We start from the raw sequence: 24,706 nt of genomic DNA on the forward strand, positions 1-24,706 counted from the left end.
TCTTTCATATTGTTGACAAAGGGCTAAAATGATTTTTATTTTAGCCCTCTGTCTTCTTTTCAGCGTGATTTGAAAACCTTTGCAGTCTAGGAAGGACGAGTACCGGAGCGGAGCGAATTTGACATTCGTGAGCACCGGAGCGCAGACCTGACACCGAATGCGAGGGTTTGTCCGCGCGCTGAAAGGACACCCTCAGCATGGGTGTCCTTTTTGATTAAAGTTCTAATTGAAAGCATATGCTCTTACACTATTAATAGCGTGATATCAAAGGGGGCTCCTTGATGAAGATAGATGGTGTGTTCTCAGGTGGAGGCATTAAAGGGGCAGCACTTGCGGGTGCCTATGAAGCGCTTGAAGCGAGAGGATATCAATTTGTCCGCCTTGCTGGTACAAGTGCTGGAGCGATCATTGCTTCATTCATCGCAGCAGGTTTTACTAGTCAGGAGATTCGGGAGCTTTTAGATGAAATGGAGGAACATCACTTGCTTGACAGGAGATGCCAATTCATTCCGTTTCAAATGCTCAGGTGGGTATCCATTTACTGGCGCCTCGGTCTGTACAAAGGCGACCGGCTGGAAAAATGGCTGACAGACGTTTTAAAACGAAAAGGGGTCACCGTATTTGGAGATCTTAAAAAAGATTCGCTGAAAATTGTTGCCTCCGATTTAACAAATGGGAAAATCCTCGTGCTGCCAGACGACCTTCCTTCATACGGCTTAAATCCAGAGCGCTTTTCCGTTGCAAGGGCGATTCGGATGAGTTGCAGCCTGCCGTATTTTTTCGAGCCTGTCAAACTAAGGTCATCAAAAGGCATTTGTACCATTGTGGATGGAGGAGTGCTTAGCAATTTTCCAATTTGGTTGTTTGCGGAAGAGAAAAAAAGACCGTTCGTCGGTGTCACATTAACCCCAAACGAAAAAGAACGCCCTCAACACTCCATCCGCAATGCGTTTGAACTGTTTGGCGCTCTTTTTGAAACGATGCGTGGTGCTCATGACGAAAGACACATTGCCACAAAACACGAACGTCATGTTATTTTTATTCCTGTAGAACACGTCATTGCCACTGATTTTCATCTGAAGACAGAAAAGAAAAAGGCGCTTGTCGATCTAGGCAGACAGAAAGCCGAGCAATTTTTAAAAAGCTGGACATTTTAAAACAAAGCGCGATTTTTCTTTTTGTTTTTCTTGCCTTCAATCACAGTTAACTGTGTTTGGCTTTTCTTTTTGAGAAGGACGGGCTTAGACTTGTGGTCAGTCGGCACGCTTCGCAAATGAGTGACCCGATTTTTCATCTGGCTTTTCGTTTTTGGTTTAGGCTGCTGGTAGCGACGTTTTGATTGTTTGACTGCTTTACGATAAAGATTGCCCTCTGTTCCAGTTCTTCGATTCATCAGCCATCTAAATAGGAAAAATAGAGCCGCTCCAATGATCACAACTGATAGCAGCATTGTAAAAAGTCTGCCTGGATTCGTTGTGAGTAAATACACAAATCCCAAAACACCTAAAGCGAAAATAATGGTAAAAGCAGGATGTACTCGGCGATTCATAACTGTCCACCTCCGAAGGAATTTACCGGATTTATAAGTTAGATCACTTGATGAGCAGAATCTGATGCTTGTTTCTCAGACGCTTCCTCTAAACGAAGAAGTTCATTAAAACTTGCAATGGCTACCTCGACTTGATCGTCAGAGGGTTCTTTTGTTGTGAGCAATTGCAGCCAAAGGCCAGGATAGCCAAGCACTTTAAGCACAGGCACTTCTCGGAGTTTGTTCGTGAGCTGAAGCACTTCAAATGAAATGCCCAGAACAACCGGAATGAGCGCCAAGCGATTCAGAACTCTCACCCATAAAGGATCTGTCGGTACGAGTAAATAGACGAACATTCCGACAATGACAGTGAATAAAATAAAGCTGCTACCGCATCGATAATGCAGCCGTGATTGTTTTTGTACATTTTCCACTGTGATGTCAAGATTCTGTTCATAGCAGTTTATGACTTTATGTTCTGCGCCATGATATTGAAATACCCTTTTAATTAAAGGGGTCATGGAAATAAAGTAAATGTAGCCTAATAACAGGACCAGTTTAAAGAATGTTTCCACTGCGATTTGTGCGAAATTCCCTGAAAAGACGGGCCGCACCAGTTCAGCTAAAAAGACAGGTACTAGGGTAAAGACAAATTTACTAAAGAGAAGAGAGAGAACTCCGATTACAGCAATGCCGAAAATCATGGATAATTTCGAGCTTTTTTGTTCTTTTTCAAGAGTATGATCTTCTGAAGGATCTAAGTCATAGCGCTCGCTGGAGAAGTTCAAGTGCTTACTGCCATTTGCGCTTGCTTCAACAAGTGCAGCAACACCCCTGACAAAGGGGATTTTCTTGAGAAAGGCGGTTCGTTTATTGGAGGTCCGGGGAAGCTTCAAAAACTCAATGGACTGATCCTTTCGCCGAATCGCTGTCACATAGTTCTTTTTACCTCCAAACATGACACCTTCGACAACTGCCTGCCCTCCATATGCTGGACGTTTTGTTTGATTGGACATATTTCATCAACCTGCCTGTTTCCTGTAATTTACATGCATTTCCTTATACCTTTATTGTACAGGAAATGAGGGGAAATCACTAGCGCACAAGTCGATTATCTACTAGAATTCTATCTACCTCTTTTTAGCCAGTATACCCTGTTATAAAAATTTTACACTCACGTATGGAAATCCTTTTTTTTATGACATTTTGGACATACTACTTGCTGGAGGTGTTCACAAATGAAACGTGATGAAAAGAAAAACCAAGAAGAGACAAATCAGGCTGTACAAACGTCATCGCTGTGGGCAAGAGCAGCTGCGACAGGCTTTGTTGGCGGTGTTTTTTGGGGCTTTATCGGGTTTCTGACCCATATGTTTCATTTCTCAGAGGTGAGTCCCAATATGCTCCTTCAGCCTTTTGTGCTCGGAGAGTGGAAAAAGGGAGGACTTGGCACTTTTATTAGTATTGTGCTTTTAGGGGTTTTATCGATTGGAGCAGCCTTTATTTATTATGGGGTTTTAAAACGAATCAAAGGCTATTGGATGGGGCTGATATATGGCGCGCTTTTATGGCTGCTCGTTTTTTACGTATTTAATCCGATTTTCCCAGATGTAAAGCAAGTCCAAGATTTGCAGCAAAGCACCATCGTCACGACATTTTGCCTATATATTTTATATGGCATGTTTGTCGGGTACAGTATTTCGTTTGAATATAATGAATTAACGAGTCAGAAGCTTGCAAGGGCACTCGGGAAAAAGACAGAATAAAGTGTAAATCACCTATTCATATGATAAAATATTTTTGGAAACGAAAGGTTTCTAATGAAAAAGAAACAGATCTCGATATAGATTGAATTAGGGTGAAGGAGTGGTTGTATGCCTCATTTTCTTGTGCTGAATGGGCCCAATTTAAATAGGCTTGGCAAAAGAGAGCCGGCTGTTTACGGAAGTAAGACGCTGACAGATTTAGAAACGGATTTGTTCCAGTTTGCAGAAAGAGCCAATATCCAGTTAACGTTCTTTCAATCGAATCACGAAGGGGATTTGATTGATGCGCTCCACGAGGCAGAAGATCAGTACGATGGAGTCGTGTTTAACCCGGGTGCTTTTACACACTACAGCTATGCGCTGAGAGATGCCATTGCAAGTATTTCTTTATCCGTCGTCGAAGTACATATCTCAAACGTTCATAAGAGAGAGGAATTCCGCCATCATTCTGTACTTGCTCCAGTATGCCAAGGGCAAATCGTTGGTCTTGGTTTAGAAGGGTATAAATTGGCGATTCGTTATTTAGTGAGTGAAGGGGGAGCAGTATCATGAAACTTGAAAAGTTAAGAACACTTTTATCTGAATTAGAGATCGATGGTCTTGTCATTACGAGCAGCTTTAATTTACAGTACATGACCAGCTTTACTGGCTCAGCCGGTCTTGCAGTTGTTTCAAAGGACCAGGCAGCTTTTATCACGGATTTTCGTTATACAGAGCAAGCGAAGGACCAAGTAAAAGGCTACGACATTATTGAACATAAAGGAAACATCGTGGAAACCGCAGCCCAAACGGCAAAGGAATTTGGGATAAAACGCCTTGGGTTTGAACAACATCATATGACATTTGCCACGTACCAGCAGTATGCAGATAAAGCAGGCGATATAGAGCTTGTTCCGGTCTCAGAATCAGTTGAAAAGTTGCGCTTGATTAAGTCTAGTGAAGAGATTAAGATATTAGAGGAAGCTGCGAAGATTGCAGATCACGCCTTTGATCATATTCTCACTTACATCAAGCCGGGCTTGACGGAAATTGCTGTCATGAACGAGCTTGAATTTTTCATGAGAAAAGAAGGCGCTGAAGGATCTTCATTCGATATGATTGTCGCCTCAGGTGTTCGTTCAAGCCTGCCGCACGGAAGAGCGAGTGAAAAGGTGATTGAATCTGGTGATTTAGTCACACTCGATTTTGGTGCTTACTATAAAGGTTATTGTTCTGATATGACAAGAACGATTGCTGTCGGCACACCGAGCGATAAGCTAAAGGAAATTTATCATATCGTATTAGAAGCAGAAAACGCTGGTGTGGATAGAATCAAGCCAGGCTTAACAGGAAAAGAAGCTGATCGCATCACACGTGACATCATTGAAAAGTATGGCTATGGTCAATACTTCGGGCATTCAACTGGCCACGGGCTAGGGATGGAAGTACATGAAGCGCCAGGCCTTTCCTCACGATCAGAGGTCGTCTTAGAAGAAGGAATGGTCGTGACAGTTGAGCCGGGAATTTACTTGCCGGATGTCGGCGGCGTGAGAATTGAGGATGATATTGTCCTGACAGCTGACGGCAATAAACGATTGACCCACTCACCGAAAGAACTTATCATATTATGATGGTGAAATGTAGGAGGATGACAAAATGATTTCAGTAAACGATTTTCGTACAGGCCTGACAATTGAAGTGGACGGCGGTATTTGGCGTGTAGTGGATTTCCAACACGTAAAGCCAGGGAAAGGCGCAGCGTTTGTTCGTTCGAAACTGCGTAACCTGCGTACTGGTGCCATTCAAGAAAAAACATTCCGTGCAGGCGAAAAAGTAGCGAAAGCTCAAATTGAAACAAAAACAATGCAGTACTTGTACGCAAATGGCGACCAGCATGTCTTCATGGATACAAGTTCTTATGAGCAGCTTGAACTAAGTGAAACACAAATTAAAGATGAGCTGAAATATTTGCTAGAAAATATGTCAGTTCAAATTGTGATGTACGGTGCTGAAACACTTGGAGTAGAACTTCCAAACACGGTAGAACTAGAAGTAGTAGAAACAGAGCCTGGTATTAAAGGTGACACAACATCAGGCGGCTCAAAACCTGCAAAAACTGAAACTGGTTTAATCGTCAACGTTCCTTTCTTTGTGAACCAAGGAGATAAACTAGTCATTAATACATCAGACGGTTCATACGTGTCAAGAGCGTAATGAACGAAGAAAGACTGTAAACCTCGTGTTTACAGTCTTTTTAGATTGTTGACAAAGGGCTAAAATGACGTTTATTTTAGCCCTTTGTCTTCTTTTCAGCGTGATAGAAAACCTTTGAAGTCTAGGAAGGACGAGCACCGAAGCGGAGCGAATTTGCCATTCGTGAGCATCGGCGCGCAGGACTGACACCGAATGCGAGGGTTTGTCTACACGCTTTGACTGTAAACGTCGTGTTTACAGTCTTTTTTTATTGTAAAACATGTAAGACTCCTCAAAAGGCAGACCTTCTCTCAATTCTCTCATTCATCTCTTTTCCTTTCTGAAAAACAAGACTACTTCCATCTAGACAAGCATATAGTGTAAAAAAAGCTGGAGGTTCTATATGAAACCATTTCTTTTCCCAGGCATCCATCCGTCAGTAGCTGCAATGGCCGGCATGAGGTTCTTATCGGCAGCGATTGAACTGACGGCCGCCATCCTCATTTTAGTCACAAATGACGTTCGAAAAGCGGTTGTCATCAATAGTATATTGGCGATCATTGGGCCGCTCATTTTTATTATCACGATGACGATTGGAATCTATCAAATTGCAGGGCAGTTATCCTATGCCAAGCTCGTCTTTATTTTCATTGGTGTCGTGTTTATTCTTGTTGGGATCTATAAGTGAAACGGCTTGGCATAATTAACGGCTCCCATCATACATTTTAGAGAAGAAAAAAAGGAGGGGAATTCGTTGCGGAGTTTGTTGGATATTCTCCCGCACTCGATTGGACAAGAACTTAGACTGCTAAAAGAAGCAGAATGGGATCAAATAGAAGAAATCCGCATTCGCACGGATCGTCCTATTGAATTGATGCAAAGAGGAAAACCGCGCTTTCTTTCTTATCGCACAACAGGAGAAGATGCGTCTCAGCTATTAGGCAGGCTGAGCAATTACAGCATGTACACACTTGAAGAGGAGCTAAAGCAAGGCTACATCACCATATCTGGCGGACACCGGGTGGGAATTGCAGGAAAGGTGATCGTTGAAAACGGCATTGTCAAAGGATTAAGAGATATCTCTTCATTTAATATCCGCATCGCAAAAGAAAAAATCGGGATTGCGCTTCCCTTTCTTCCTTATTTATATGACGAGCACTGGTGCAATACACTCATCATCGGTCCACCGCAAACAGGGAAAACGACATTATTGCGGGATGTAGCAAGACTGGCTAGTACTGGCACAAAAGCAATTCCTCCTAAAAAAACAGGCATTATAGATGAGCGTTCCGAAATCGCTGGGTGTATAAGAGGGGTGCCGCAGCACCAGTTTGGACACCGGGTTGATGTGCTCGATGCGTGTCCAAAGGCTGAAGGTTTGATGATGATGATTCGGTCTATGAGTCCAGAGGTCATGATTGTCGATGAAATCGGAAAAAGCGAGGATGTACAGGCACTTTTAGAAGCGATTCATGCCGGAGTCACCATTATCGTCTCAGTTCATGGCTATTCACTTGAAGATGTGTATAAACGTCCATCATTGAAGCCGTTATGGGAGCTTCGAGTATTTGAACGATATGTTGAATTAAATCGCAAGAATGGTCCCGGCACGATTAGGCGGATATATGACCAAGACGGACAAGAGATGAAATGGAGGCGGGGAGTGGACGTATGTTAAAGCTCATTGGCGCTATCTTGATTGTCGCGGCTACGACTTGGGGAGGGTTCGAGTTTGCCAAACGATATAGCGATCGGCCGAAACAAATTCGGCAGCTTCGGTTTGCGCTCCAGTCTCTTGAAGCTGAAATTATGTATGGGCAAACGCCTCTAGCGCGGGCTGCAGAGCAAATTGCGTCGCAAGTAGGTCCTCCTGTGAATCGGTTATTTGAACAATTTGCAGAAAAACTCAAAGTCGGAACTTTTTCGGCACGGCATGCATGGAATGAGAGTCTTGAGGATGTTTGGAAAAAAACCGTTTTGAAAAAAGGCGAATATGAGGCACTGAAGCACTTTGGAGAAACACTTGGTCAGCATGATGTCACTTCTCAGCAAAAGTATATCAAGCTTGCTTTAGGTCATTTGGAATCGGAGGAGAAGGAAGCTGAAATCGCCCAAGCAAAAAATGAAAAAATGGTCAGAAGCCTCGGATTTTTAAGCGGATTACTACTGATTCTTTTATTGATGTGAGAGGAAGGGAGTCGAGAGCATGGGCGTTGATGTAAACGTCATTTTTCAAATTGCGGGAGTAGGCATCGTTGTGGCATTCCTCCATACGATTTTAGATCAAATGGGGAAAAAGGAGTACGCTCAGTGGGTCACGCTGCTTGGGTTTATCTACATTTTGTTTATGGTGGCAACCATTGTAGATGATTTGTTTAAAAAGATTAAAGCCGTATTTCTATTTCAAGGATAGGGGAGGGCTTACAAATCGAAATCATACAAATTGTTGGACTTGGTTTAATCGCTACTTTTTTAGCATTAATCGTCAAAGAACAAAAGCCGACCTTCGCCTTTATGCTTGTTGTTTTTACAGGATGTGTGATTTTTCTTTATTTAATTGATCAAATCTATGCCATTATCTCGATGATTGAAAAAATTGCGGCAAGCGCCGGCGTCAATATGAAGTATGTTGAAACCATTTTAAAAATTATTGGCATTGCCTATATTGCAGAATTCGGCGCCCAGCTGACAAAAGATGCTGGACAAGGCGCCATTGCATCAAAAATAGAGCTTGGCGGCAAAATTCTCATCTTGGTCATGGCAGTCCCTATTTTAACAGTCATCATTGAGACCATCTTAGGTATGATCCCGTCCATGACGTAATTGAAAAGAGGTGATGACAATGAAACGGGTGACAGCTGTTATGGGACTGATGCTTTTCTTCTGGCTGATCGCTCCGCATGCAGGTGCAGAAGAGAAAGTACCTTTATCAAATGAAGAACCAGCAGCAGAGGAAGTGGCGAATGGACAGGCTGATGCACTAGAGCTTCAATCCATCAATGACTTTTGGGAAACCATATTGGACGAGTATGGCGGCTTTCTGCCAGAAAGCCAAAAAGGCACAGTGAAGGAAATGATTGATGGCGATAAAGAGCTGTCTCCCCAAACATGGCTGAAAGCCTTTGTTCATTATCTTTTTCACGAGGTCATAGCAAACGGAAAGCTCCTAGGTACACTGATTTTACTCACCATCTTTTGTTCGCTTTTGCAGCTTTTGCAGAATGCGTTTGAGCAAAGCACCGTCAGTAAAGTCGCATACGCTCTTGTTTATATGGTGCTGATCATTATTGCACTCAACAGCTTTCATGTGGCGATTTCTTATGCAACAGAAGCCATTCAAACGATGACCAGTTTTATTCTTGCTCTTATTCCTCTTTTATTAGCACTTATTGCTTCATCAGGCGGGCTTGTCTCAGCCGGATTCTTTCATCCCGTTATTTTATTTTTGATGAATACGAGCGGCGTTTTTATTCAATATGTCGTTCTTCCCCTTATCTTTTTATCTGCGATATTGAGCATTGTCAGTACGCTGACCGAACAATACAAGGTCACCCAGCTTGCCCAGCTGTTAAGAAATGTGGCGATAGGTGGGTTAGCCGTTTTTTTAACTGTCTTTCTTGGCGTCATTTCTGTGCAAGGTGCATCTGCTGCAATTACGGATGGAATCGCTCTTCGTACAGCCAAATTTATTACCGGAAATTTCATCCCTGTCCTTGGCAGAATGTTTACAGATGCGACGGATACCGTGATCAGTGCCTCTGTGTTACTCAAAAATACGGTCGGACTTGTTGGCGTCGCCATTCTCATTTCAATTGCCGCCTTCCCGGCGATTAAAGTGCTCTCACTAGCCCTTATATATAAGCTTGCCGCAGCCATTCTTCAGCCATTAGGAGGCGGACCGATCATCAGCTGTCTTGATGTCATTTCAAAAAGTGTTCTTTATATCTTTGCCGCACTTGCTGTCGTGTCGCTCATGTTCTTTTTAAGCATTACCGTCATTATCACTGCTGGCAACTTGACCATGATGATGAAGTAAGGAGGGACACCTTTTGAGTTTTCTCACGGAATGGATCACAAGTATTATTCTCTTTATCTTATTTGCGATTGTCATTGATCTTCTGCTTCCCAATTCAAGCATGCAAAAGTATGCCAAAATGGTCGTCAGCCTGCTATTGATTGTGGTGATGCTCAATCCGATCTTTGCTTTATTTCGGGCAGACCCTGACCAAATTTTTTCGGAATTGATGAAGGGGAAGGAAGAAGCACAGTCAGAAGAAATAAAAAATCAGATGAATTTAGAAAAAAAAGAAATACAAGCCTCTCAGCGTGCATATATTTTAAAGCAAATGGCTGTCCAACTAGAAAAAAGCGCAAAGGAGCCACTGGAGAAGGAGAGCTATGAAATGAAACACGTAGAAGTGCTGGCAGATGAGGAGCACCTGGATCAGAATATGGAGGCGGATCAATTTCGCATCAAAGCAGTTCTTTCCCCGCTCACAGGTGATGCTGTAGAAACGGTGGCAAAGGTGGACATTGATCTCTCCACGCAAAAGGAGGAAAGCGCTGAATCTTCTAGCAAAGAGATCACGAGGTTGAAAGAGACACTTGCTGATGTTTGGAATACGAGTCCTGAGCACATTGCGCTGAACATTGAGGGAGGTGACGCAGCAGATCATGAATAACAAGGACTGGAAACAAAAGCTGAAATCATTCTTGCAGCCGCCTGAAAAAGGTGAAGGGAAACCAAAATTAACGAAGCACCATTACTTGCTGCTTGTATTCATCATCGGCGTATCTTTCATGTTAGTCAGTCAGATCTTGTCACCGCCATCAAGCAAAGAACAGGCTGCTGTTCCTGCTTCTAAAAAAACATCCTCACAAGAGCAGGAGGTATTCAAGCCGGCATCGTCAAGTAAATCAAAGAATTCGATTGAGGATGTGGAGCAAGAATACGAAAATCAGCTGAAAGAAATTTTAGAGACCATCATTGGCGTTGAGGATGTATCGATTGTGGTCAATGTAGACGCAACTTCTTTAAAAGTGTTTGAAAAAAACAAATCCAATAAAAGCACAACGACCGAGGAAACAGATAAAGAAGGTGGCGTACGAAGTGTCACTGATCAAACAAAAGAAGAAGAAATTGTCATCATCAAAAATGGCAATGAAGAAACACCTGTAGTGGTTCAAACGAAAAAACCAGATATTCGCGGTGTCCTCGTTGTTGCTCAAGGAGTAGACAACGTTCAAATAAAGAAAACCATCATTGAAGCGGTTACACGAGTGCTTGATGTACCGAGCCATAGAGTGGCTGTTGCCCCTAAAAAAATCAAGGAGGATTCGGAATGATGTTAAAAAAACAAACGGTTTGGCTATTAACGATGCTAAGTTTAGTTGTCGTCTTAAGTGTGTACTATATCATGTCTCCACAAGGTGAAAATGCAGTGACAGTAGAAGATATGAAATCAAAAGGAACGGAAGAGAAAAAGACTGAAACAGAAAAAGGGACGGACAAAGGAACGGAAAAAGGCACTGATGAGAAGTCCACTGACAAAGAAACAAATGGCAAACAAGAGGATATCGAAACAAGCGGTGAAGAAGGAAAGGCTGTGTCGGAGCAAACAGACGATGAGCTTTTTACAACATACAGATTAGAGCTTGAAGATAAACGAAGCAAACAGCGCGAAGAGTTCAACGAAATCGTATCCAGTGATGATGCAACAGCACAAGAAAAAAGTGAAGCGTATGATCAAATGACAGCGCTTAGTGAGGCAGAAGGGACGGAGCGTCAGCTCGAAACCTTAATTAAAACAAAAGGATATAAAGATGCGCTAGTGAGTGCTGAAGGAGATAAAGTGAGCATCACGGTTCGTTCTGACAAAAAATCAAAGTCCCAAGCGGCCGATATTATTGATATGGTCACAAAAGAAATGAGAGGTCTTGATAACGTAGCTGTCACTTTTGAGCCCTCCAATCAATAAAAAATGAACAGGCGCCCTTGCCGAAAAGGGCGTTTTTTGATGCGGTTTGGCGCCCTCTCCAAGGTGCTTTCGCGAGGCGCTTCGCCACAATAGTAGTTGAATTCATTGAAATCCTCCTGTAAGATGGTTATAGTATGTACTTTTAGTACTAGCCTATAAGAAAAAGATAAATCCATACATAGGGGTGCAAATCCATGTTAAAAATTGAAGAAATTCATGAACTGATTAAATTAATTGACGAATCTACAATTGATGAATTTACGTACGAAAACGAAGGTGCAAAAATCAAACTGAAGAAAAATAAAGAAGTCGTTCAGCAAGTTGCGGCACCAGTGGCTCCTGTCCAAGCAGCTCCAGCTCAACAAGCTCCTAAAGCACAAGCTCCAGCTCAGACCGAAGCCCCTGCACAAGAGGCAGCTGCGTCTGAAAATCTGCATAAAATCACATCCCCAATGGTTGGCACATTTTATGCTTCATCTTCACCAGAAGCAGGTCCATACGTGACAACAGGTTCTAAGGTGAAGGAAAACACAGTTGTGTGCATCGTAGAAGCGATGAAACTGTTTAATGAAATCGAAGCAGAAGTAAAAGGTGAAATCGTCGAAGTATTAGCTGAGAACGGTCAGCTTGTAGAATTCGGACAACCCCTCTTTCTAGTGAAAGCAGAGTAAGGAGTACGATCATGATTAAAAAGCTATTAATTGCAAACAGAGGAGAAATCGCAGTTAGAATTATCCGCGCTTGTAAAGAGCTTGGAATTGAAACAGTTGCGGTATTTTCTGAAGCGGATCGCGATGCGCTTCATGTTCAAATGGCTGATGAAGCATATTGCATCGGACCGACTGCTTCAAAAGATAGTTATTTAAATGTCACGAATATTGTCAGTGTAGCAAAATTAACAGGGACAGATGCCATCCATCCAGGATACGGCTTCCTTGCTGAAAATGCAGACTTTGCAGAGCTTTGCGAGGAATGCAATGTCATCTTTGTTGGTCCAACTGCGTCAGCGATTTCCAAAATGGGAACGAAAGATGTCGCAAGGGAAACAATGAAAGATGCCGGGGTTCCGATTGTTCCTGGTTCTCAAGGAATTGTAAAAGATCTTGATGATGCTGTTTCAACAGCAGCAAGTATTGGGTATCCTGTCATTATTAAAGCAACTGCCGGCGGAGGCGGTAAAGGAATCCGTGTGGCTCGTACCGAAGAAGAGCTCATTAATGGTGTTACCATCACGCAGCAGGAAGCAGCGCAAAACTTTGGTAACCCTGGCGTCTATTTAGAGAAGTTCATTGAAGACTTTAGACACGTGGAAATCCAAGTGCTTGCAGATCAGCATGGCCATACCATTCACTTAGGAGAGCGTGATTGCTCGATCCAAAGAAGAATGCAAAAGCTTCTTGAAGAAACGCCATCACCAGCGCTGAATGCAGACATCCGTGAGCAAATGGGTGAAGCAGCCGTAAAAGCAGCAGAAGCTGTTGAATACACTGGTGCTGGAACAGTCGAATTCATTTATGATTATAATGAAGAGAAATTCTACTTCATGGAAATGAATACCCGTATTCAAGTAGAGCATCCTGTAACAGAAATGGTCACAGGTGTTGACTTGATCAAAGAACAAATTAAAGTTGCATCAGGTGAAAAACTTTCTCTTACACAAGAGGATGTCGTATATGCAGGATGGGCGATCGAATGCCGTATTAATGCAGAGAACCCAGAGAAAAACTTCATGCCATCAGCTGGTGAAATTAAAATGTATCTTCCGCCAGGCGGTCTAGGAGTACGTGTTGATTCTGCCGCTTATCCGGGCTATGTGATTCCGCCATATTACGATAGTATGATTGCAAAGGTGATCACATATGGTAAGACGAGAGAAGAAGCGATTGCGAGAATGAAACGCGCGCTTCAAGAATTCGTCATTGAAGGAGTCTACACAACGATCCCATTCCATCTAAGATTGCTTGAGCATGAAACATTTGTGAGCGGTAATTTTAATACGAAGTTTTTAGAAACATACCAAATCATGAAATAATCATAGCTTTCGGAGGTGAATGATCGTGTCAGAAAACAATTTGCTTGAAATGAACCTTGATGAAGATCAATTGGGAAAAGTGCAAATTGCACCAGAAGTGATTGAGGTCATTGCTGGGATCGCCGCTTCAGAAGTCGAAGGCATTGCCGAAATGCGCGGCAATTTCGCTGCTGATGTAGCAGAACGCTTTGGTAAGAAAAATCACCGTAAAGGTGTGAAAGTAGATGTCTCTGATGAAGGCATCACAATCGATGTATACTGTGTGGTTCAATTTGGCCTATCCATTCCAAAGGTATCCACTGCTGTCCAAGAAAATATCCGTCAAACTCTTTTGAACATGACTGCCTTGACGATTAATGAAATCAATATTCATGTCGTTGGTATTCAATTTGATACTAAAGCATCTGAGGCTGAAGTAGATCAAGAAATGTAAAAAAAGAGTTCAAGTGAAACCAAGGAGGCATTGCCTCTTTGGTTTTTTAAAGCCCATTTTTGGGTCATTTCCGAATAATAATGATCTCACGCGTTGATTGATTCGTTTTTCGTCACAGCTCGCATGGATCTTGGTGCGACCACGGGCAAAATATGTTATGATCTCTGTATGGCTTAACGACAAGCGGATAAAGTGGTTAAAGGAGTAAATAATGAAAAGAAGAACTGCAAGAGAAAAGGCGCTACAAACATTATTTCAAATTGATGTGAGCAATATTGATCCGAAAGAGGCCATTACACATGCGCTGGATGAACAAGAATCAGATCCTTTTTTCGAGGAACTGGTTTTCGGTGTGCTTGAACAAAAGGACAAGCTCGATGACATGATTTCACAGCATCTAGTGAATTGGAAACTCGATCGTATTGCAAACGTAGACAGAGCCATTTTAAGGCTGTCTGTGTACGAGATGGTGTATCAAGAAGATATCCCGCTTAGTGTTTCGATGAATGAAGCGATTGAATTGGCCAAATTATTCGGTGATGATAAAGCACCGAAATTTGTAAATGGTGTACTTTCAAACATTAAAAACGACCTAAAGCAGCAATAGGAGGATTCGACATGACAGCAACAATCATCGATGGGAAAGAAACAGCAAAAGAAAAGCGTGAGCAATTAGCAAAAGAAGTAGAAGAGCTAAAACAAAAAGGTGTCACACCTGGTCTTGCCGTTATTCTAATCGGTGATGATCCGGCTTCACTTTCTTACGTGCGCGGGAAGAAGAAAGCAGCAGAAGCAATGGGGATGCATTTCCAGCTTGACCATTTAGATGCTTCTTTAACAGAAGAAGAATTGCTTCAGCTGATTGATCAGTACAATGCGAACGACCAATTCCACGGGATTCTTGTTCAGCTTCCACTGCCAAAACATATTTCTGAAAAAGCCGTTATTGAACGTATTTCACCTGAAAAAGATGTTGATGGTTTCCATCCATTGAATATCGGGAAAATGCTGCTTGGGGAGGACACATTCCTTCCATGTACACCAGCAGGCATTGTTGAATTACTAAACAAAACGGGTGTTAATCTTTCTGGAAAAGAAGTCGTTGTTGTGGGACGCAGCAATATTGTCGGTAAACCAGTAGGGCAATTGCTGTTAAACGAAAACGCAACGGTTACTTATTGCCATTCAAGAACAGTGAATATTTCAGAACATACGTTGAAAGCGGACATTTTAGTTGTTGCCGTCGGTCGAGCAAACTTTATTAAAGCTGACCAAATTAAAGAAGGCGCTATTGTTATTGATGTAGGAGTCAATCGTTTAGATACTGGGAAGCTTGTTGGAGATGTTGATTTTGAAGAGGCAAAAGAAAAAGCTTCTTATATCACACCAGTCCCTGGCGGAGTCGGTCCAATGACGATTACGATGCTTGCACACAATACGGTTAAATCAGCAAAACGTACATTAGCATAAGCTTTATCCATTCATCCACCTGCATGCTGCTGGTGGATGAATGTGCGTTTTTGAAGAGGAGGAATACGTCATGAGTGAAAAAGCCTTTGTGACGGTCACAGCCCTTACAAAATACATAAAAAGAAAATTTGATGTTGATCCGCATTTAGAAGATATTTGGATCAAAGGTGAGCTATCCAATGTAAAGATTCATTCAAGAGGACATGTGTACTTCACCTTAAAAGACGAAAACGCACGCATGCAAGCTGTCATGTTCCAGCGCTCTGCGTCTAAGCTGCCTTTCTCTCCTAAGAGCGGAATGAAGGTGTTTGTACGCGGCGGGATTCAAGTATATGAACCAAGCGGCAACTATCAATTATATGCAAAAGAAATGCAGCCTGATGGTGTTGGTGCTCTTCATCTTGCTTATGAAGAGCTGAAGAAAAAGCTGGCAAGTGAAGGCTTATTTGATGCGCGCTATAAAAAAATGATTCCTGAATATCCAGAGGTTGTTGGTGTGATTACATCTCCAACAGGAGCGGCTGTTCGAGATGTCATTACGACCATCAACCGGCGCTATCAGCAGGCGAAAATCATTGTGCTTCCGGCGCTTGTCCAAGGTGAACATGCGACCCGTTCCATCGTAGAGCGGATCAAGGAAGCGAATGAAAAACAGCTCTGTGATGTCTTGATTGTCGGAAGAGGAGGCGGTTCGATTGAAGAGCTTTGGGCTTTTAATGAAGAAGCTGTCGCAAGGGCCATCTTCGCATCAGACATTCCAATCATATCTGCAGTTGGGCACGAAACAGACTTTACGATCAGTGATTTCACTGCAGACATGAGAGCACCCACACCAACAGGAGCAGCCGAACTTGCTGTTCCAAGCACGACCGATTTAATTGAACGAATCAAATCAATCGATATACGGCTGACAAGAGCGGTAAAGAATCAAACCTCACAAGCGAAAGACCGTCTTGTGGCGCTGCAATCCTCGTATGCCTTCCGTTTTCCAAAACGATTACAGGAGCAAAAAGAGCAGCAATTTGATTTGGTATTTGACCGTTTTCAAAAACAGCTGACGAGACAAATTGAGCAAAAACGCAGTCAACTAGACAGACAAACATACAGGCTGAAGCCGCTTCATCCTAAAGAGCAGCTGCTTCAGGCGAAAAAACGCCACGCCAATGAATCAGAACAGCTCATCCGCAGTATGAATGTGCAAATGAAAACAATTCATTCGCAGTTCCAATCGGTTCTTGGTAAACTAAATGCATTAAATCCACTTCAAGTGATGGAAAGAGGCTACAGCTTAGCCTATAAAGAAGAAGAACTGATAAAAAGTGTGAACCAAGTAGAGACGAAGGATCAGCTGACTATCACGATGAAAGATGGACGTCTGATTTGTGAGGTTATTGAGAAGGAGGGGCAATCATCATGACAGAATCCAATAAACAAAAAGAAGAACAAATGACATTTGAAGAGGCGATGAAAGGTCTTGAGGAGATTGTGGGAAAGCTCGAGGAAGGAGATGTACCACTTGAGCAGGCCATTCATTATTTCCAAGAAGGCATGACCCTTTCGAAGCTTTGTCATGAAAAATTACAGCATGTTGAAAAGCAAATGGATTTCATTTTAAAAGAGGACGGTGAGCTGGCTCCCTTCTCAGTGAAGGAGGCAGATGCTGGTGACAAGTAATTTAAATGAATTTTTAACAACACGAAAACAGGCCATTGAAGATTATTTATTTACATATGTTCAGGAATTGACGATTCCAGAAGACCTGAAATCTTCTATGCTCTATTCTCTTAAAGCGGGCGGGAAAAGGCTTCGACCTGTTCTCGTTCTTGCTCTATTACATGCCTACGGTAAAAACGAAGAAGACGGTATACCTGTCGGCTGTGCAGTTGAGATGATTCATACGTATTCATTGATACATGACGACCTTCCTTGCATGGACGACGATGACCTTCGCAGAGGAATACCGACAAATCATAAAGTGTACGGAGAAGCAACAGCGGTTCTCGCAGGTGATGCCCTTTTAACAGAAAGCTTCCGCCTGATTACATCACAGCTGTCTAGCAGCGTCTCAGCTGACAAAAAGCTCAGAATTGTAGAGGAGCTTGTAAAGTCAGCAGGTGCACTAGGAATGGTTGGCGGTCAATTTGACGACATGGAAGCAGAGCAAAAACAAGTATCGCTTGCTGAACTAGAATCCATTCACGCCCGTAAAACAGGAAAGCTTCTTACGTTCAGCGTCGCGGCAGGTGCAATGCTGGCAGGAGCATCAGATGACGATATCGAAAAGCTAAGGGAATTCAGCTATCATATTGGCATTGCGTTTCAAATCCGTGATGACATTTTAGATCTTGAAGGAAACGAAGAAAAAATCGGCAAACGGGTCGGCTCTGATACAGCAAATGAAAAGTCGACATATCCTTCTTTATTAACGCTTTCAGGAGCAAAAGAAAAACTGCATGAGCACATCACACGTGCAAAAGAAATTGTCTCAAATCTTCAATTAGAGCAGCAATTGCTGCATGATTTATGTGATCTAATTGCCTCAAGAGATCATTAAAAACAGCCTAGATTTGAGGGTCCTCGAGCAATTGTGGTAAACTGTAAACAGTTTATTATGATGAGACAACTCTTATTCCCTATTGGTTTTCAAAGGAATAAGGCATTATAGCTGTATATAGAAATTTTGTTGAAAGCGAGTTGATCCTAATTGGATCTTTTATCAATAAAAAATCCAACGTTTCTAAAAGGAATGTCAAATGCAGAATTAGAGGAGCTTAGCGCTGACATTCGCATGTTTTTAATTGAGTCCTTAGCTAACTCTGGCGGGCATATCGGTCCGAACCTGGGAGTCGTTGAACTGACTGTTGCGCTTCATAAAGTATTTGACAGCCCAAAAGACAAATTCCTCTGGGATGTTGGACATCAGTCTTACGTTCATAAGCTGTTAACGGGAAGAGGGTCGGAGTTTGATACACTTCGTCAATATAAAGGGCTTTGCGGTTTTCCTAAACGAAATGAAAGCGAACATGACGTTTGGGAGACAGGTCACAGTTCAACCTCGTTATCTGGTGCGATGGGTATGGCGGCAGCGCGTGATATTAAAGGGACAGATGAATATATCCTGCCGATTATCGGAGACGGTGCACTAACCGGAGGGATGGCGCTGGAAGCTTTGAATCATATCGGTGATGAAAAGAAAGATATGATTGTCATATTAAACGACAATGAAATGAGTATTGCACCAAACGTTGGTGCGATTCACACAATGCTTGGCAGATTACGTACAGCAGGCAAATACCAATGGGTAAAGGACGAGCTCGAATATTTATTCAAGCGCATTCCAGCTGTAGGCGGAAAGCTTGCTGCCACAGCAGAGCGTATCAAAGACAGCCTCAAATATTTACTTGTATCTGGCATGTTTTTTGAGGAAATGGGATTTACTTACTTAGGTCCTGTAGACGGACATTCGTATGAAGATCTTTTTGAAAATCTTGAATATGCAAAGAAAACAAAAGGTCCAGTTCTTCTGCATGTCATTACGAAAAAAGGAAAAGGCTATCAACCGGCAGAATCCGATAAAATCGGGACTTGGCACGGTACTGGTCCATACAAAATCGATACCGGTGATTTTGTAAAACCGGCAGCAGCAGCTCCGTCTTGGAGTGGTCTCGTCAGTGAAACGGTCAGAAAGCTGGCGCGGGAAGATGAGCGGATTGTTGCGATCACGCCTGCGATGCCTGTTGGTTCAAAGCTTGAAGGCTTTGCGAAGGAATTTCCAGAGCGGATGTTTGATGTAGGAATTGCCGAACAGCATGCAGCCACAATGGCAGCTGGGCTTGCGACGCAGGACATGAAGCCATTTTTAGCGATTTATTCAACGTTCCTGCAAAGAGCCTATGACCAAGTGCTGCACGATATTTGCCGTCAGAACCTCAACGTATTTATTGGCATTGATCGTGCGGGACTTGTCGGTGCAGATGGAGAAACCCATCAAGGTGTGTTTGATATTGCTTTTATGCGTCATATGCCGAATATGGTACTTATGATGCCAAAAGATGAAAATGAAGGACAGCACATGGTCAATACAGCCATTCAGTACGATGACGGTCCTATTGCTATGCGTTTCCCGCGCGGTAATGGGCTGGGCGTGAAAATGGATGAACAGCTGAAAACCATTCCGATTGGGTCCTGGGAGGTTCTTCGTCCAGGGAAGGACGCTGTCATTTTAACATTTGGTACTACGATTAAAATGGCGCTTCAAGCAGCAGAAGAACTTCAAAAAGAAGGGAAATCAATTCGTGTCGTCAATGCTCGTTTTATTAAGCCTCTTGATGAAGCGATGTTAAATGACATTCTTTCTGAAGGTATTCCGATTTTAACGATTGAAGAAGCTGTGCTCCAAGGCGGATTTGGCAGCAGCGTCTTAGAATATATACACGATAAGAAAGCATCTCATATCAAAGTAGAGCGTATGGGCATTCCAGATGAATTTATTGAGCATGGAAGTGTTGATGCCCTGCTTGAAGAAATTGGTCTGACGAAAGCACACGTTGCTGACTCTTTACGTGACCTGCTTCCCGCAGCACCAAGAAAAGGAATTGGATCATGACATCAAAGAAAGAACGACTTGACGTTTTATTAGTCGAACAAGGACTAATGGAAACGAGAGAGAAAGCAAAGCGTGCCATCATGGCAGGGATCGTTTACTCAAATGAAAACCGTTTGGATAAACCAGGAGAGAAAATCGCTCGTGATACTCCGCTCACTGTGAAGGGGAACCCTCTGAAATATGTGAGCCGCGGCGGGTTAAAGCTCGAAAAAGCACTCAAAGAATTCGACTTAACCGTTGAAGGGAAATTGCTAATCGATATTGGTTCATCAACAGGCGGATTTACAGATTGTGCTCTTCAAAATGGAGCGGTCAAATCATATGCTGTTGATGTTGGCTACAATCAGCTTGCGTGGAAATTAAGGCAGGATGACAGGGTAATCGTCATGGAGCGCACCAATTTCCGTCACTCCGTCCCAGCAGATTTTACTGAAGGGTTGCCAGAAGTAGCATCAATTGATGTCTCTTTTATTTCACTTAAACTCATCCTGCCGGCTTTAAAGCACATTCTTGTCCCAGGCGGAGACTGTATTGCACTCGTCAAGCCTCAATTTGAAGCAGGCAGAGAGCTTGTTGGGAAAAAAGGCATTGTGCGAGATCCGTCCGTCCACCTCGGTGTACTGGAAGAGATGAATCAGTTTGCTGCAAAAGAAGGCTATGATGTAAAGGATGTATCATTTTCGCCTATTACTGGTGGAGACGGGAATATTGAGTTCCTTCTTCATTTAGTGCTTCATTCCGATCAAGAAGAGAATGCGGCACTTCCGGCTTCAGAGCTTGAAAAGGTCGTCAAGGAAGCCCATTCTGTATTGAAAGAAAAGAAAAACAGCCCTGAGCCGGCTGACACATGAGATCATCGAAACAAAAGGAATAATAGCTCGCTATTATTCCTTTTTACATGGTCAAAAGACGAGAATTGACCGATTCTCACGTAATGCTTGTTTTTTGAACTGTGGTTCATATAACATAGAACGTAAAGACAAACTGAGATCAAACGCCTAGGGGGGTCAAACATGAATAAAGGTCAAAGGCATATTAAGATTAGGGAAATCATTGCGGGCCAAGAGATTGAAACACAGGATGAACTAGTCGATATTTTAAAAGCCGATGGATATAACATCACACAAGCGACCGTTTCAAGAGATATTAAAGAATTACATTTAGTGAAAGTGCCGACGAACAATGGAACATATAAATACAGTCTTCCTGCGGATCAGCGGTTTAACCCGCTGTCTAAACTGAAGCGATCCTTAATGGATGCATTTATCAAAATGGATGCTGCCAGTCATTTAATCGTCCTCAAAACCATGCCCGGTAATGCTCAGGCCATTGGGGCTTTAATGGATAATTTAGATTGGGAAGAAATCATGGGAACCATTTGCGGAGATGATACCATTTTGATCATTTGCCGCACACCAGATGATACGGAGACAGTTTCGAGCAAAATTTTAGAGCTTCTATAAAGAATCAGGTTTACAAAAAGAGGTGTCAAATGAGTGTTAGCAGAACTAACCATTAAAAACTTTGCAATCATTGAAGAGTTAACGGTTTCGTTTGAAAAAGGACTCACAGTCCTAACAGGGGAAACAGGTGCTGGAAAATCCATCATGATTGACGCAGTCTCACTTCTTGTAGGAGGGAGAGGGTCGTCTGAATTTGTTCGTTATGGTGAAAAAAAGGCAGAGCTGGAGGGGCTTTTTCTTGTGCCAGCCGATCACCCTGTATTTGCTTTATGCGAAGAGCAGGGAATTGACGCATCGGATGAAATGATGATTCTTCGCCGTGATATTAACAATAACGGAAAAAGCATCTGCCGCATCAATGGCAAACTTGTCACGATCTCACTTTTACGCGAGGTAGGACGCCTTTTGCTCGATATACATGGGCAGCACGATAACCAGTTATTGATGGAGGATGAAAATCATCTGCATTTGCTCGATCAATTTGGAGCAGAAGAAATTGCACCTGCTTTGTCACAATATCAAGAAGCATATGAGCAATATACAAAGACAGCCCAAAAGCTAAAACAGCTCTCTGAGAATGAGCAAGAGATGGTGCACCGGTTAGATTTACTGCAATTTCAGCTAGAGGAGATTGAAGCGGCACAATTAGAGCCGGGAGAAGATGAGAAGCTTCAAGAAGAGCGCCATCAGATCAGCAACTACGAAAAAATCTTTTCCTCACTTCAAAACGCATATAATGCCTTGCGCAATGAGCAGGGAGGACTTGATTGGGTTGGCATGTCATCAAGCGAGCTCGAGCAGGTTTCTGAGATCAACGACGATCTGAAAAAGCTATCCGAACAAGTGTCGAACTCCTATTACTTATTAGAGGATTCGACGTTCCAAATGCGAAGCATGTTGGATCAATTAGAGTTCGACCCAGCACGTCTTGATTTTATTGAATCTAGGCTGAATGAAATGAAGCAGTTAAAACGAAAATATGGGACAACGGTTGAGGAAATTTTGGAGTATGCGGCGAAGATAGAAGAAGAAATAGATCAAATTCAAAATCGAGACAGCCACCTGCAGACGCTTAAAAACAAACTGGATGCAATGAGCCGTGATGCCCTGCTTGAAGCACTTAACGTTTCAGAGCTTCGTAAAAAATGGGCGAAAAAACTAGCGAAGCAAATTCAAACAGAACTAAAAGATTTGTATATGGAGAAGTCAACGTTTGATACATCCTTTTCCATTCGGTATGCGCCTTTTAGCAGCACGGATAATCCGCTGCTAGATGGAAAGCCCGTCCAGCTTGGAAAAAACGGAATCGACCAAGCTCAATTTGTGATCTCTACTAATCCTGGCGAACCGATGAAATCTTTATCAAAAGTTGCCTCGGGTGGAGAAATTTCACGTGTCATGCTCGCCGTGAAAAGTATTTTCTCAGCCAAACAAGAAGTCACGTCCATTATTTTCGATGAGGTGGATACGGGCGTAAGCGGCAGAGTGGCACAGGCGATTGCCGAAAAAATTTACAAAGTGGCGGCTGGCTCACAAGTGCTCTGCATTACGCACCTCCCGCAAGTAGCAGCAATGGCTGACACGCATCTCTTCATTTCTAAACGCTCTAAAGCCGGCAGAACACTGACAAGCGTCAAACCATTAAGTCATGAAGAAAAAGTGAGTGAAATTGGCAGGATGATTGCGGGTGTGGAAGTCACTGAGCTGACAAAACAGCACGCAAAAGAATTGCTTCATCAAGCAAATGATGTCAAAACAACAGGGTAGCTGAAAAATCAGCTGCCTTTTTTATATTGTGTCAAAATCGCTGTATATACCCGTGAAATCGTCTTTTTCTTTTATCAATTTATCCAATCATTTTCTATAGGTGCCGGTTATAAATCCTAGCGAAGAAGGCAAAAGTAAAGATGTAGCCAAAACATGAGTGTTCTGGTGTGGGTAAGGAGCGAGGAGAGTGAAAAATGAATGCCCGAAAAGATGAGAAAAGCCATTGGTGTGATTCTCCTTGTTTCTTTAATAAGTACAGGGTTTATGAGCATAGTGAAGGAATACATCAGCATTCCAACAAATGTTGCTGTATTTGAAAAACAGAAGCACTCAATTGACACATCAATAGAAGCGTCAGCCAATGCTTCTTCACAAGCCTTTAGTCTTTCAGAGAAAAAGAATCAGCTTGAAGTGACAGGACAAAAGGCGGGAAAAGCCGAAATTGTTTATGATTTTAAAGGATTTCCTATTAAGAAAACAAAAGTCGACGTTCTCCCTGAATTAAAAGTAGTTCCTGGAGGACAATCCATTGGCGTCAAGCTCCACTCTGTAGGAGTTCTCGTTGTAGGTTTTCATCAAATCACAACAGCAGACGGCAAAAAATCACCAGGCGAAGCCGCAGGCATTCAATCAGGGGATATGATCATTGAAATCAATGGTCAAAAGATGGAGAAAATGAATGACCTCACCCCATTTATCCAGAAAGCAGGAAAAACAGGTGAAACGCTTCGTTTACTCATAAAAAGAGACCATAAAACCTTTCAAACAACATTAACACCCGCAAAAGATGCAAGTGAAGGCACCTATCGAATTGGTCTTTACATTCGAGATTCCGCAGCAGGAATCGGCACGATGACCTTCTTTGAACCATCTTCTAAAAAATATGGTGCCCTTGGGCATGTGATTTCTGACATGGATACAAAAAAACCAATCGTTGTCAACAATGGTGAAATTGTCAGATCAACCGTGACATCAATTGAAAAAGGCACAGGAGGCAACCCTGGAGAAAAATTGGCGAGATTCTCTTCCGAACGAAAAACGATAGGGGATATCTCCCGCAACAGCCCATTTGGTATCTTTGGTACGTTAACCGAAAAGCTTGAAAATCATGTATCAGACAAACCGCTTCCAGTCGCTTTATCAAATGAAGTAAAAGAAGGTCCAGCAGAAATTTTAACCGTTGTGGATCATGATAAAGTGGAGAAGTTTGATATTAAAATCGTCAGCACGACACCGCAGAAATTCCCGGCAACAAAAGGGATGGTATTGAAGATAACAGATGAACGTCTTTTAAGTAAAACGGGCGGTATCGTCCAAGGCATGAGCGGAAGCCCCATCATCCAAAACGGAAAGGTCATTGGAGCGGTCACACACGTATTTGTCAATGATCCGACAAGCGGGTACGGCGTACACATTGAATGGATGCTGTCAGAAGCAGGAATCGATCTTTATCAAAAAAACAAAAAAGCAAGCTGATCATCAAACTGCCGC

29 protein-coding genes are annotated in these 24,706 nt (G+C 42.7%); 27 read left to right on the forward strand and 2 right to left on the reverse strand.

The features are described from left to right. Window positions 1–281: 281 nt before the first annotated feature. Window positions 282–1,157, forward strand: coding sequence for a patatin-like phospholipase family protein (locus C6347_RS10130; RefSeq protein ID WP_060596829.1), 876 nt, complete (start codon window positions 282–284; stop codon window positions 1,155–1,157). On the opposite strand, the gene C6347_RS10135 is transcribed toward C6347_RS10130, so the two are convergent. Both C6347_RS10135 and C6347_RS10140 read right to left on the reverse strand, forming a co-directional pair. Continuing rightward, window positions 1,154–1,549, reverse strand: coding sequence for an SA1362 family protein (locus C6347_RS10135; protein ID WP_060596828.1), 396 nt, complete (start codon window positions 1,547–1,549; stop codon window positions 1,154–1,156). The two genes, C6347_RS10130 and C6347_RS10135, sit on opposite strands and share 4 nt — an antisense overlap. A gap of 38 nt (window positions 1,550–1,587) precedes the next feature. Continuing rightward, window positions 1,588–2,544 carry a DUF1385 domain-containing protein gene (locus C6347_RS10140; RefSeq protein WP_060596827.1) on the reverse strand — a complete coding sequence of 319 codons (957 nt, stop codon included), beginning with the start codon at window positions 2,542–2,544 and terminating at the stop codon, window positions 1,588–1,590. Window positions 2,545–2,766: 222 nt separating this feature from the next. Here C6347_RS10140 and C6347_RS10145 point away from each other — a divergent pair, with 222 nt between their 5' ends. The 26 genes from C6347_RS10145 (at window position 2,767) to spoIVB (ending at window position 24,691) form a co-directional block, all read left to right on the forward strand. Next, the gene (locus tag C6347_RS10145; protein WP_066030670.1) at window positions 2,767–3,294 is read left to right on the forward strand and encodes a YqhR family membrane protein; all 528 of its coding nucleotides are present in this window, start codon (window positions 2,767–2,769) and stop codon (window positions 3,292–3,294) included. 108 nt (window positions 3,295–3,402) lie between these two features. After that, window positions 3,403–3,846, forward strand: coding sequence for a type II 3-dehydroquinate dehydratase (gene aroQ / locus C6347_RS10150; RefSeq protein WP_003215787.1), 444 nt, complete (start codon window positions 3,403–3,405; stop codon window positions 3,844–3,846). Then, a complete protein-coding gene (locus C6347_RS10155; protein ID WP_060596826.1) occupies window positions 3,843–4,904 on the forward strand; it encodes a M24 family metallopeptidase in 1,062 nt (353 codons plus the stop codon). The genes aroQ and C6347_RS10155 overlap by 4 nt, the downstream gene beginning before the upstream one ends. A 25-nt stretch (window positions 4,905–4,929) precedes the next feature. Continuing rightward, window positions 4,930–5,487 (forward strand): elongation factor P, encoded by a 558-nt coding sequence (efp, locus tag C6347_RS10160; RefSeq protein WP_012010541.1) that lies wholly within the window; start codon window positions 4,930–4,932, stop codon window positions 5,485–5,487. Between the two features lie 382 nt (window positions 5,488–5,869). After that, the gene (locus C6347_RS10170; RefSeq protein ID WP_066030673.1) at window positions 5,870–6,154 is read left to right on the forward strand and encodes a YqhV family protein; all 285 of its coding nucleotides are present in this window, start codon (window positions 5,870–5,872) and stop codon (window positions 6,152–6,154) included. A 66-nt stretch (window positions 6,155–6,220) separates the two neighbouring features. Beyond that, complete coding sequence (spoIIIAA, locus tag C6347_RS10175) at window positions 6,221–7,144, forward strand: stage III sporulation protein AA (RefSeq protein ID WP_066030674.1); 924 nt, start codon at window positions 6,221–6,223, stop codon at window positions 7,142–7,144. Beyond that, on the forward strand, window positions 7,138–7,653 hold the full coding sequence (gene spoIIIAB, locus C6347_RS10180; protein ID WP_034661265.1) for a stage III sporulation protein SpoIIIAB: 516 nt from the start codon (window positions 7,138–7,140) through the stop codon (window positions 7,651–7,653). The genes spoIIIAA and spoIIIAB overlap by 7 nt, the downstream gene beginning before the upstream one ends. A 19-nt stretch (window positions 7,654–7,672) precedes the next feature. Continuing rightward, the gene (spoIIIAC, locus tag C6347_RS10185) at window positions 7,673–7,879 is read left to right on the forward strand and encodes a stage III sporulation protein AC (RefSeq protein WP_003153142.1); all 207 of its coding nucleotides are present in this window, start codon (window positions 7,673–7,675) and stop codon (window positions 7,877–7,879) included. Beyond that, window positions 7,876–8,289, forward strand: a complete 414-nt coding sequence (gene spoIIIAD, locus C6347_RS10190) for a stage III sporulation protein AD (protein WP_087978339.1) — start codon at window positions 7,876–7,878, stop codon at window positions 8,287–8,289. The genes spoIIIAC and spoIIIAD overlap by 4 nt, the downstream gene beginning before the upstream one ends. A gap of 19 nt (window positions 8,290–8,308) precedes the next feature. Then, window positions 8,309–9,502, forward strand: a complete 1,194-nt coding sequence (gene spoIIIAE / locus C6347_RS10195) for a stage III sporulation protein AE (RefSeq protein WP_034661263.1) — start codon at window positions 8,309–8,311, stop codon at window positions 9,500–9,502. Between the two features lie 13 nt (window positions 9,503–9,515). After that, on the forward strand, window positions 9,516–10,148 hold the full coding sequence (gene spoIIIAF / locus C6347_RS10200) for a stage III sporulation protein AF (RefSeq protein WP_060596824.1): 633 nt from the start codon (window positions 9,516–9,518) through the stop codon (window positions 10,146–10,148). Next, a complete protein-coding gene (spoIIIAG, locus tag C6347_RS10205; protein WP_034661260.1) occupies window positions 10,141–10,812 on the forward strand; it encodes a stage III sporulation protein AG in 672 nt (223 codons plus the stop codon). The genes spoIIIAF and spoIIIAG overlap by 8 nt, the downstream gene beginning before the upstream one ends. Then, window positions 10,812–11,444, forward strand: coding sequence for a SpoIIIAH-like family protein (locus tag C6347_RS10210; protein WP_034661997.1), 633 nt, complete (start codon window positions 10,812–10,814; stop codon window positions 11,442–11,444). Before spoIIIAG ends, C6347_RS10210 begins: the two co-directional genes overlap by 1 nt. Before the next feature lie 194 nt (window positions 11,445–11,638). Then, window positions 11,639–12,115, forward strand: a complete 477-nt coding sequence (gene accB / locus C6347_RS10215) for an acetyl-CoA carboxylase biotin carboxyl carrier protein (protein ID WP_034661259.1) — start codon at window positions 11,639–11,641, stop codon at window positions 12,113–12,115. Window positions 12,116–12,126: 11 nt separating this feature from the next. Beyond that, window positions 12,127–13,476 (forward strand): acetyl-CoA carboxylase biotin carboxylase subunit, encoded by a 1,350-nt coding sequence (gene accC, locus C6347_RS10220; RefSeq protein ID WP_034661258.1) that lies wholly within the window; start codon window positions 12,127–12,129, stop codon window positions 13,474–13,476. 25 nt (window positions 13,477–13,501) lie between these two features. After that, window positions 13,502–13,909, forward strand: a complete 408-nt coding sequence (locus tag C6347_RS10225) for an Asp23/Gls24 family envelope stress response protein (RefSeq protein ID WP_034661256.1) — start codon at window positions 13,502–13,504, stop codon at window positions 13,907–13,909. Between the two features lie 211 nt (window positions 13,910–14,120). Then, window positions 14,121–14,516, forward strand: coding sequence for a transcription antitermination factor NusB (gene nusB, locus C6347_RS10230; RefSeq protein ID WP_034661255.1), 396 nt, complete (start codon window positions 14,121–14,123; stop codon window positions 14,514–14,516). A gap of 11 nt (window positions 14,517–14,527) precedes the next feature. After that, window positions 14,528–15,379 carry a bifunctional methylenetetrahydrofolate dehydrogenase/methenyltetrahydrofolate cyclohydrolase FolD gene (gene folD, locus C6347_RS10235; RefSeq protein ID WP_060596823.1) on the forward strand — a complete coding sequence of 284 codons (852 nt, stop codon included), beginning with the start codon at window positions 14,528–14,530 and terminating at the stop codon, window positions 15,377–15,379. A gap of 70 nt (window positions 15,380–15,449) precedes the next feature. Further along, window positions 15,450–16,796: an exodeoxyribonuclease VII large subunit gene (gene xseA, locus C6347_RS10240; protein ID WP_106061666.1), complete on the forward strand. Its 1,347-nt coding sequence runs from the start codon at window positions 15,450–15,452 to the stop codon at window positions 16,794–16,796. Then, on the forward strand, window positions 16,793–17,053 hold the full coding sequence (locus tag C6347_RS10245; protein WP_003215880.1) for an exodeoxyribonuclease VII small subunit: 261 nt from the start codon (window positions 16,793–16,795) through the stop codon (window positions 17,051–17,053). Before xseA ends, C6347_RS10245 begins: the two co-directional genes overlap by 4 nt. Continuing rightward, window positions 17,037–17,933: a polyprenyl synthetase family protein gene (locus C6347_RS10250; protein WP_374955735.1), complete on the forward strand. Its 897-nt coding sequence runs from the start codon at window positions 17,037–17,039 to the stop codon at window positions 17,931–17,933. The genes C6347_RS10245 and C6347_RS10250 overlap by 17 nt, the downstream gene beginning before the upstream one ends. 150 nt (window positions 17,934–18,083) lie before the next feature. After that, the gene (gene dxs / locus C6347_RS10255; protein WP_060596820.1) at window positions 18,084–19,985 is read left to right on the forward strand and encodes a 1-deoxy-D-xylulose-5-phosphate synthase; all 1,902 of its coding nucleotides are present in this window, start codon (window positions 18,084–18,086) and stop codon (window positions 19,983–19,985) included. Further along, window positions 19,982–20,836, forward strand: a complete 855-nt coding sequence (locus tag C6347_RS10260; RefSeq protein WP_060596819.1) for a TlyA family RNA methyltransferase — start codon at window positions 19,982–19,984, stop codon at window positions 20,834–20,836. Before dxs ends, C6347_RS10260 begins: the two co-directional genes overlap by 4 nt. A gap of 162 nt (window positions 20,837–20,998) precedes the next feature. Beyond that, window positions 20,999–21,448, forward strand: a complete 450-nt coding sequence (gene ahrC, locus C6347_RS10265) for a transcriptional regulator AhrC/ArgR (RefSeq protein ID WP_034661246.1) — start codon at window positions 20,999–21,001, stop codon at window positions 21,446–21,448. A gap of 33 nt (window positions 21,449–21,481) precedes the next feature. Next, the gene (gene recN, locus C6347_RS10270) at window positions 21,482–23,215 is read left to right on the forward strand and encodes a DNA repair protein RecN (protein ID WP_060596818.1); all 1,734 of its coding nucleotides are present in this window, start codon (window positions 21,482–21,484) and stop codon (window positions 23,213–23,215) included. A 198-nt stretch (window positions 23,216–23,413) separates the two neighbouring features. Further along, a complete protein-coding gene (spoIVB, locus tag C6347_RS10275; protein WP_034661244.1) occupies window positions 23,414–24,691 on the forward strand; it encodes a SpoIVB peptidase in 1,278 nt (425 codons plus the stop codon). Window positions 24,692–24,706: the final 15 nt, after the last annotated feature.

The sequence above is a fragment of the Bacillus sp. NMTD17 genome (genome assembly GCF_002998735.1).
GTDB lineage: Bacteria > Bacillota > Bacilli > Bacillales > Bacillaceae > Bacillus.

What these genes read in the sequence shown, in the direction of transcription:
- nusB (WP_034661255.1), top strand. Translation starts at nt 14,121, where the DNA reads ATGAAAAGAAGAACTGCAAGAGAAAAGGCGCTACAAACATTATTTCAA.
- spoIIIAC (WP_003153142.1), top strand. Translation starts at nt 7,673, where the DNA reads ATGGGCGTTGATGTAAACGTCATTTTTCAAATTGCGGGAGTAGGCATC.
- efp (WP_012010541.1), top strand. Translation starts at nt 4,930, where the DNA reads ATGATTTCAGTAAACGATTTTCGTACAGGCCTGACAATTGAAGTGGAC.
- C6347_RS10260 (WP_060596819.1), top strand. Translation starts at nt 19,982, where the DNA reads ATGACATCAAAGAAAGAACGACTTGACGTTTTATTAGTCGAACAAGGA.
- ahrC (WP_034661246.1), top strand. Translation starts at nt 20,999, where the DNA reads ATGAATAAAGGTCAAAGGCATATTAAGATTAGGGAAATCATTGCGGGC.
- folD (WP_060596823.1), top strand. Translation starts at nt 14,528, where the DNA reads ATGACAGCAACAATCATCGATGGGAAAGAAACAGCAAAAGAAAAGCGT.
- C6347_RS10135 (WP_060596828.1), bottom strand. Translation starts at nt 1,549, where the DNA reads ATGAATCGCCGAGTACATCCTGCTTTTACCATTATTTTCGCTTTAGGT.
- C6347_RS10170 (WP_066030673.1), top strand. Translation starts at nt 5,870, where the DNA reads ATGAAACCATTTCTTTTCCCAGGCATCCATCCGTCAGTAGCTGCAATG.
- C6347_RS10250 (WP_374955735.1), top strand. Translation starts at nt 17,037, where the DNA reads ATGCTGGTGACAAGTAATTTAAATGAATTTTTAACAACACGAAAACAG.
- spoIIIAE (WP_034661263.1), top strand. Translation starts at nt 8,309, where the DNA reads ATGAAACGGGTGACAGCTGTTATGGGACTGATGCTTTTCTTCTGGCTG.
- C6347_RS10130 (WP_060596829.1), top strand. Translation starts at nt 282, where the DNA reads ATGAAGATAGATGGTGTGTTCTCAGGTGGAGGCATTAAAGGGGCAGCA.
- C6347_RS10245 (WP_003215880.1), top strand. Translation starts at nt 16,793, where the DNA reads ATGACAGAATCCAATAAACAAAAAGAAGAACAAATGACATTTGAAGAG.
- aroQ (WP_003215787.1), top strand. Translation starts at nt 3,403, where the DNA reads ATGCCTCATTTTCTTGTGCTGAATGGGCCCAATTTAAATAGGCTTGGC.
- C6347_RS10210 (WP_034661997.1), top strand. Translation starts at nt 10,812, where the DNA reads ATGTTAAAAAAACAAACGGTTTGGCTATTAACGATGCTAAGTTTAGTT.
- accB (WP_034661259.1), top strand. Translation starts at nt 11,639, where the DNA reads ATGTTAAAAATTGAAGAAATTCATGAACTGATTAAATTAATTGACGAA.
- spoIIIAB (WP_034661265.1), top strand. Translation starts at nt 7,138, where the DNA reads ATGTTAAAGCTCATTGGCGCTATCTTGATTGTCGCGGCTACGACTTGG.
- accC (WP_034661258.1), top strand. Translation starts at nt 12,127, where the DNA reads ATGATTAAAAAGCTATTAATTGCAAACAGAGGAGAAATCGCAGTTAGA.
- C6347_RS10155 (WP_060596826.1), top strand. Translation starts at nt 3,843, where the DNA reads ATGAAACTTGAAAAGTTAAGAACACTTTTATCTGAATTAGAGATCGAT.
- C6347_RS10140 (WP_060596827.1), bottom strand. Translation starts at nt 2,544, where the DNA reads ATGTCCAATCAAACAAAACGTCCAGCATATGGAGGGCAGGCAGTTGTC.
- xseA (WP_106061666.1), top strand. Translation starts at nt 15,450, where the DNA reads ATGAGTGAAAAAGCCTTTGTGACGGTCACAGCCCTTACAAAATACATA.
- spoIVB (WP_034661244.1), top strand. Translation starts at nt 23,414, where the DNA reads ATGCCCGAAAAGATGAGAAAAGCCATTGGTGTGATTCTCCTTGTTTCT.
- C6347_RS10145 (WP_066030670.1), top strand. Translation starts at nt 2,767, where the DNA reads ATGAAACGTGATGAAAAGAAAAACCAAGAAGAGACAAATCAGGCTGTA.
- spoIIIAG (WP_034661260.1), top strand. Translation starts at nt 10,141, where the DNA reads ATGAATAACAAGGACTGGAAACAAAAGCTGAAATCATTCTTGCAGCCG.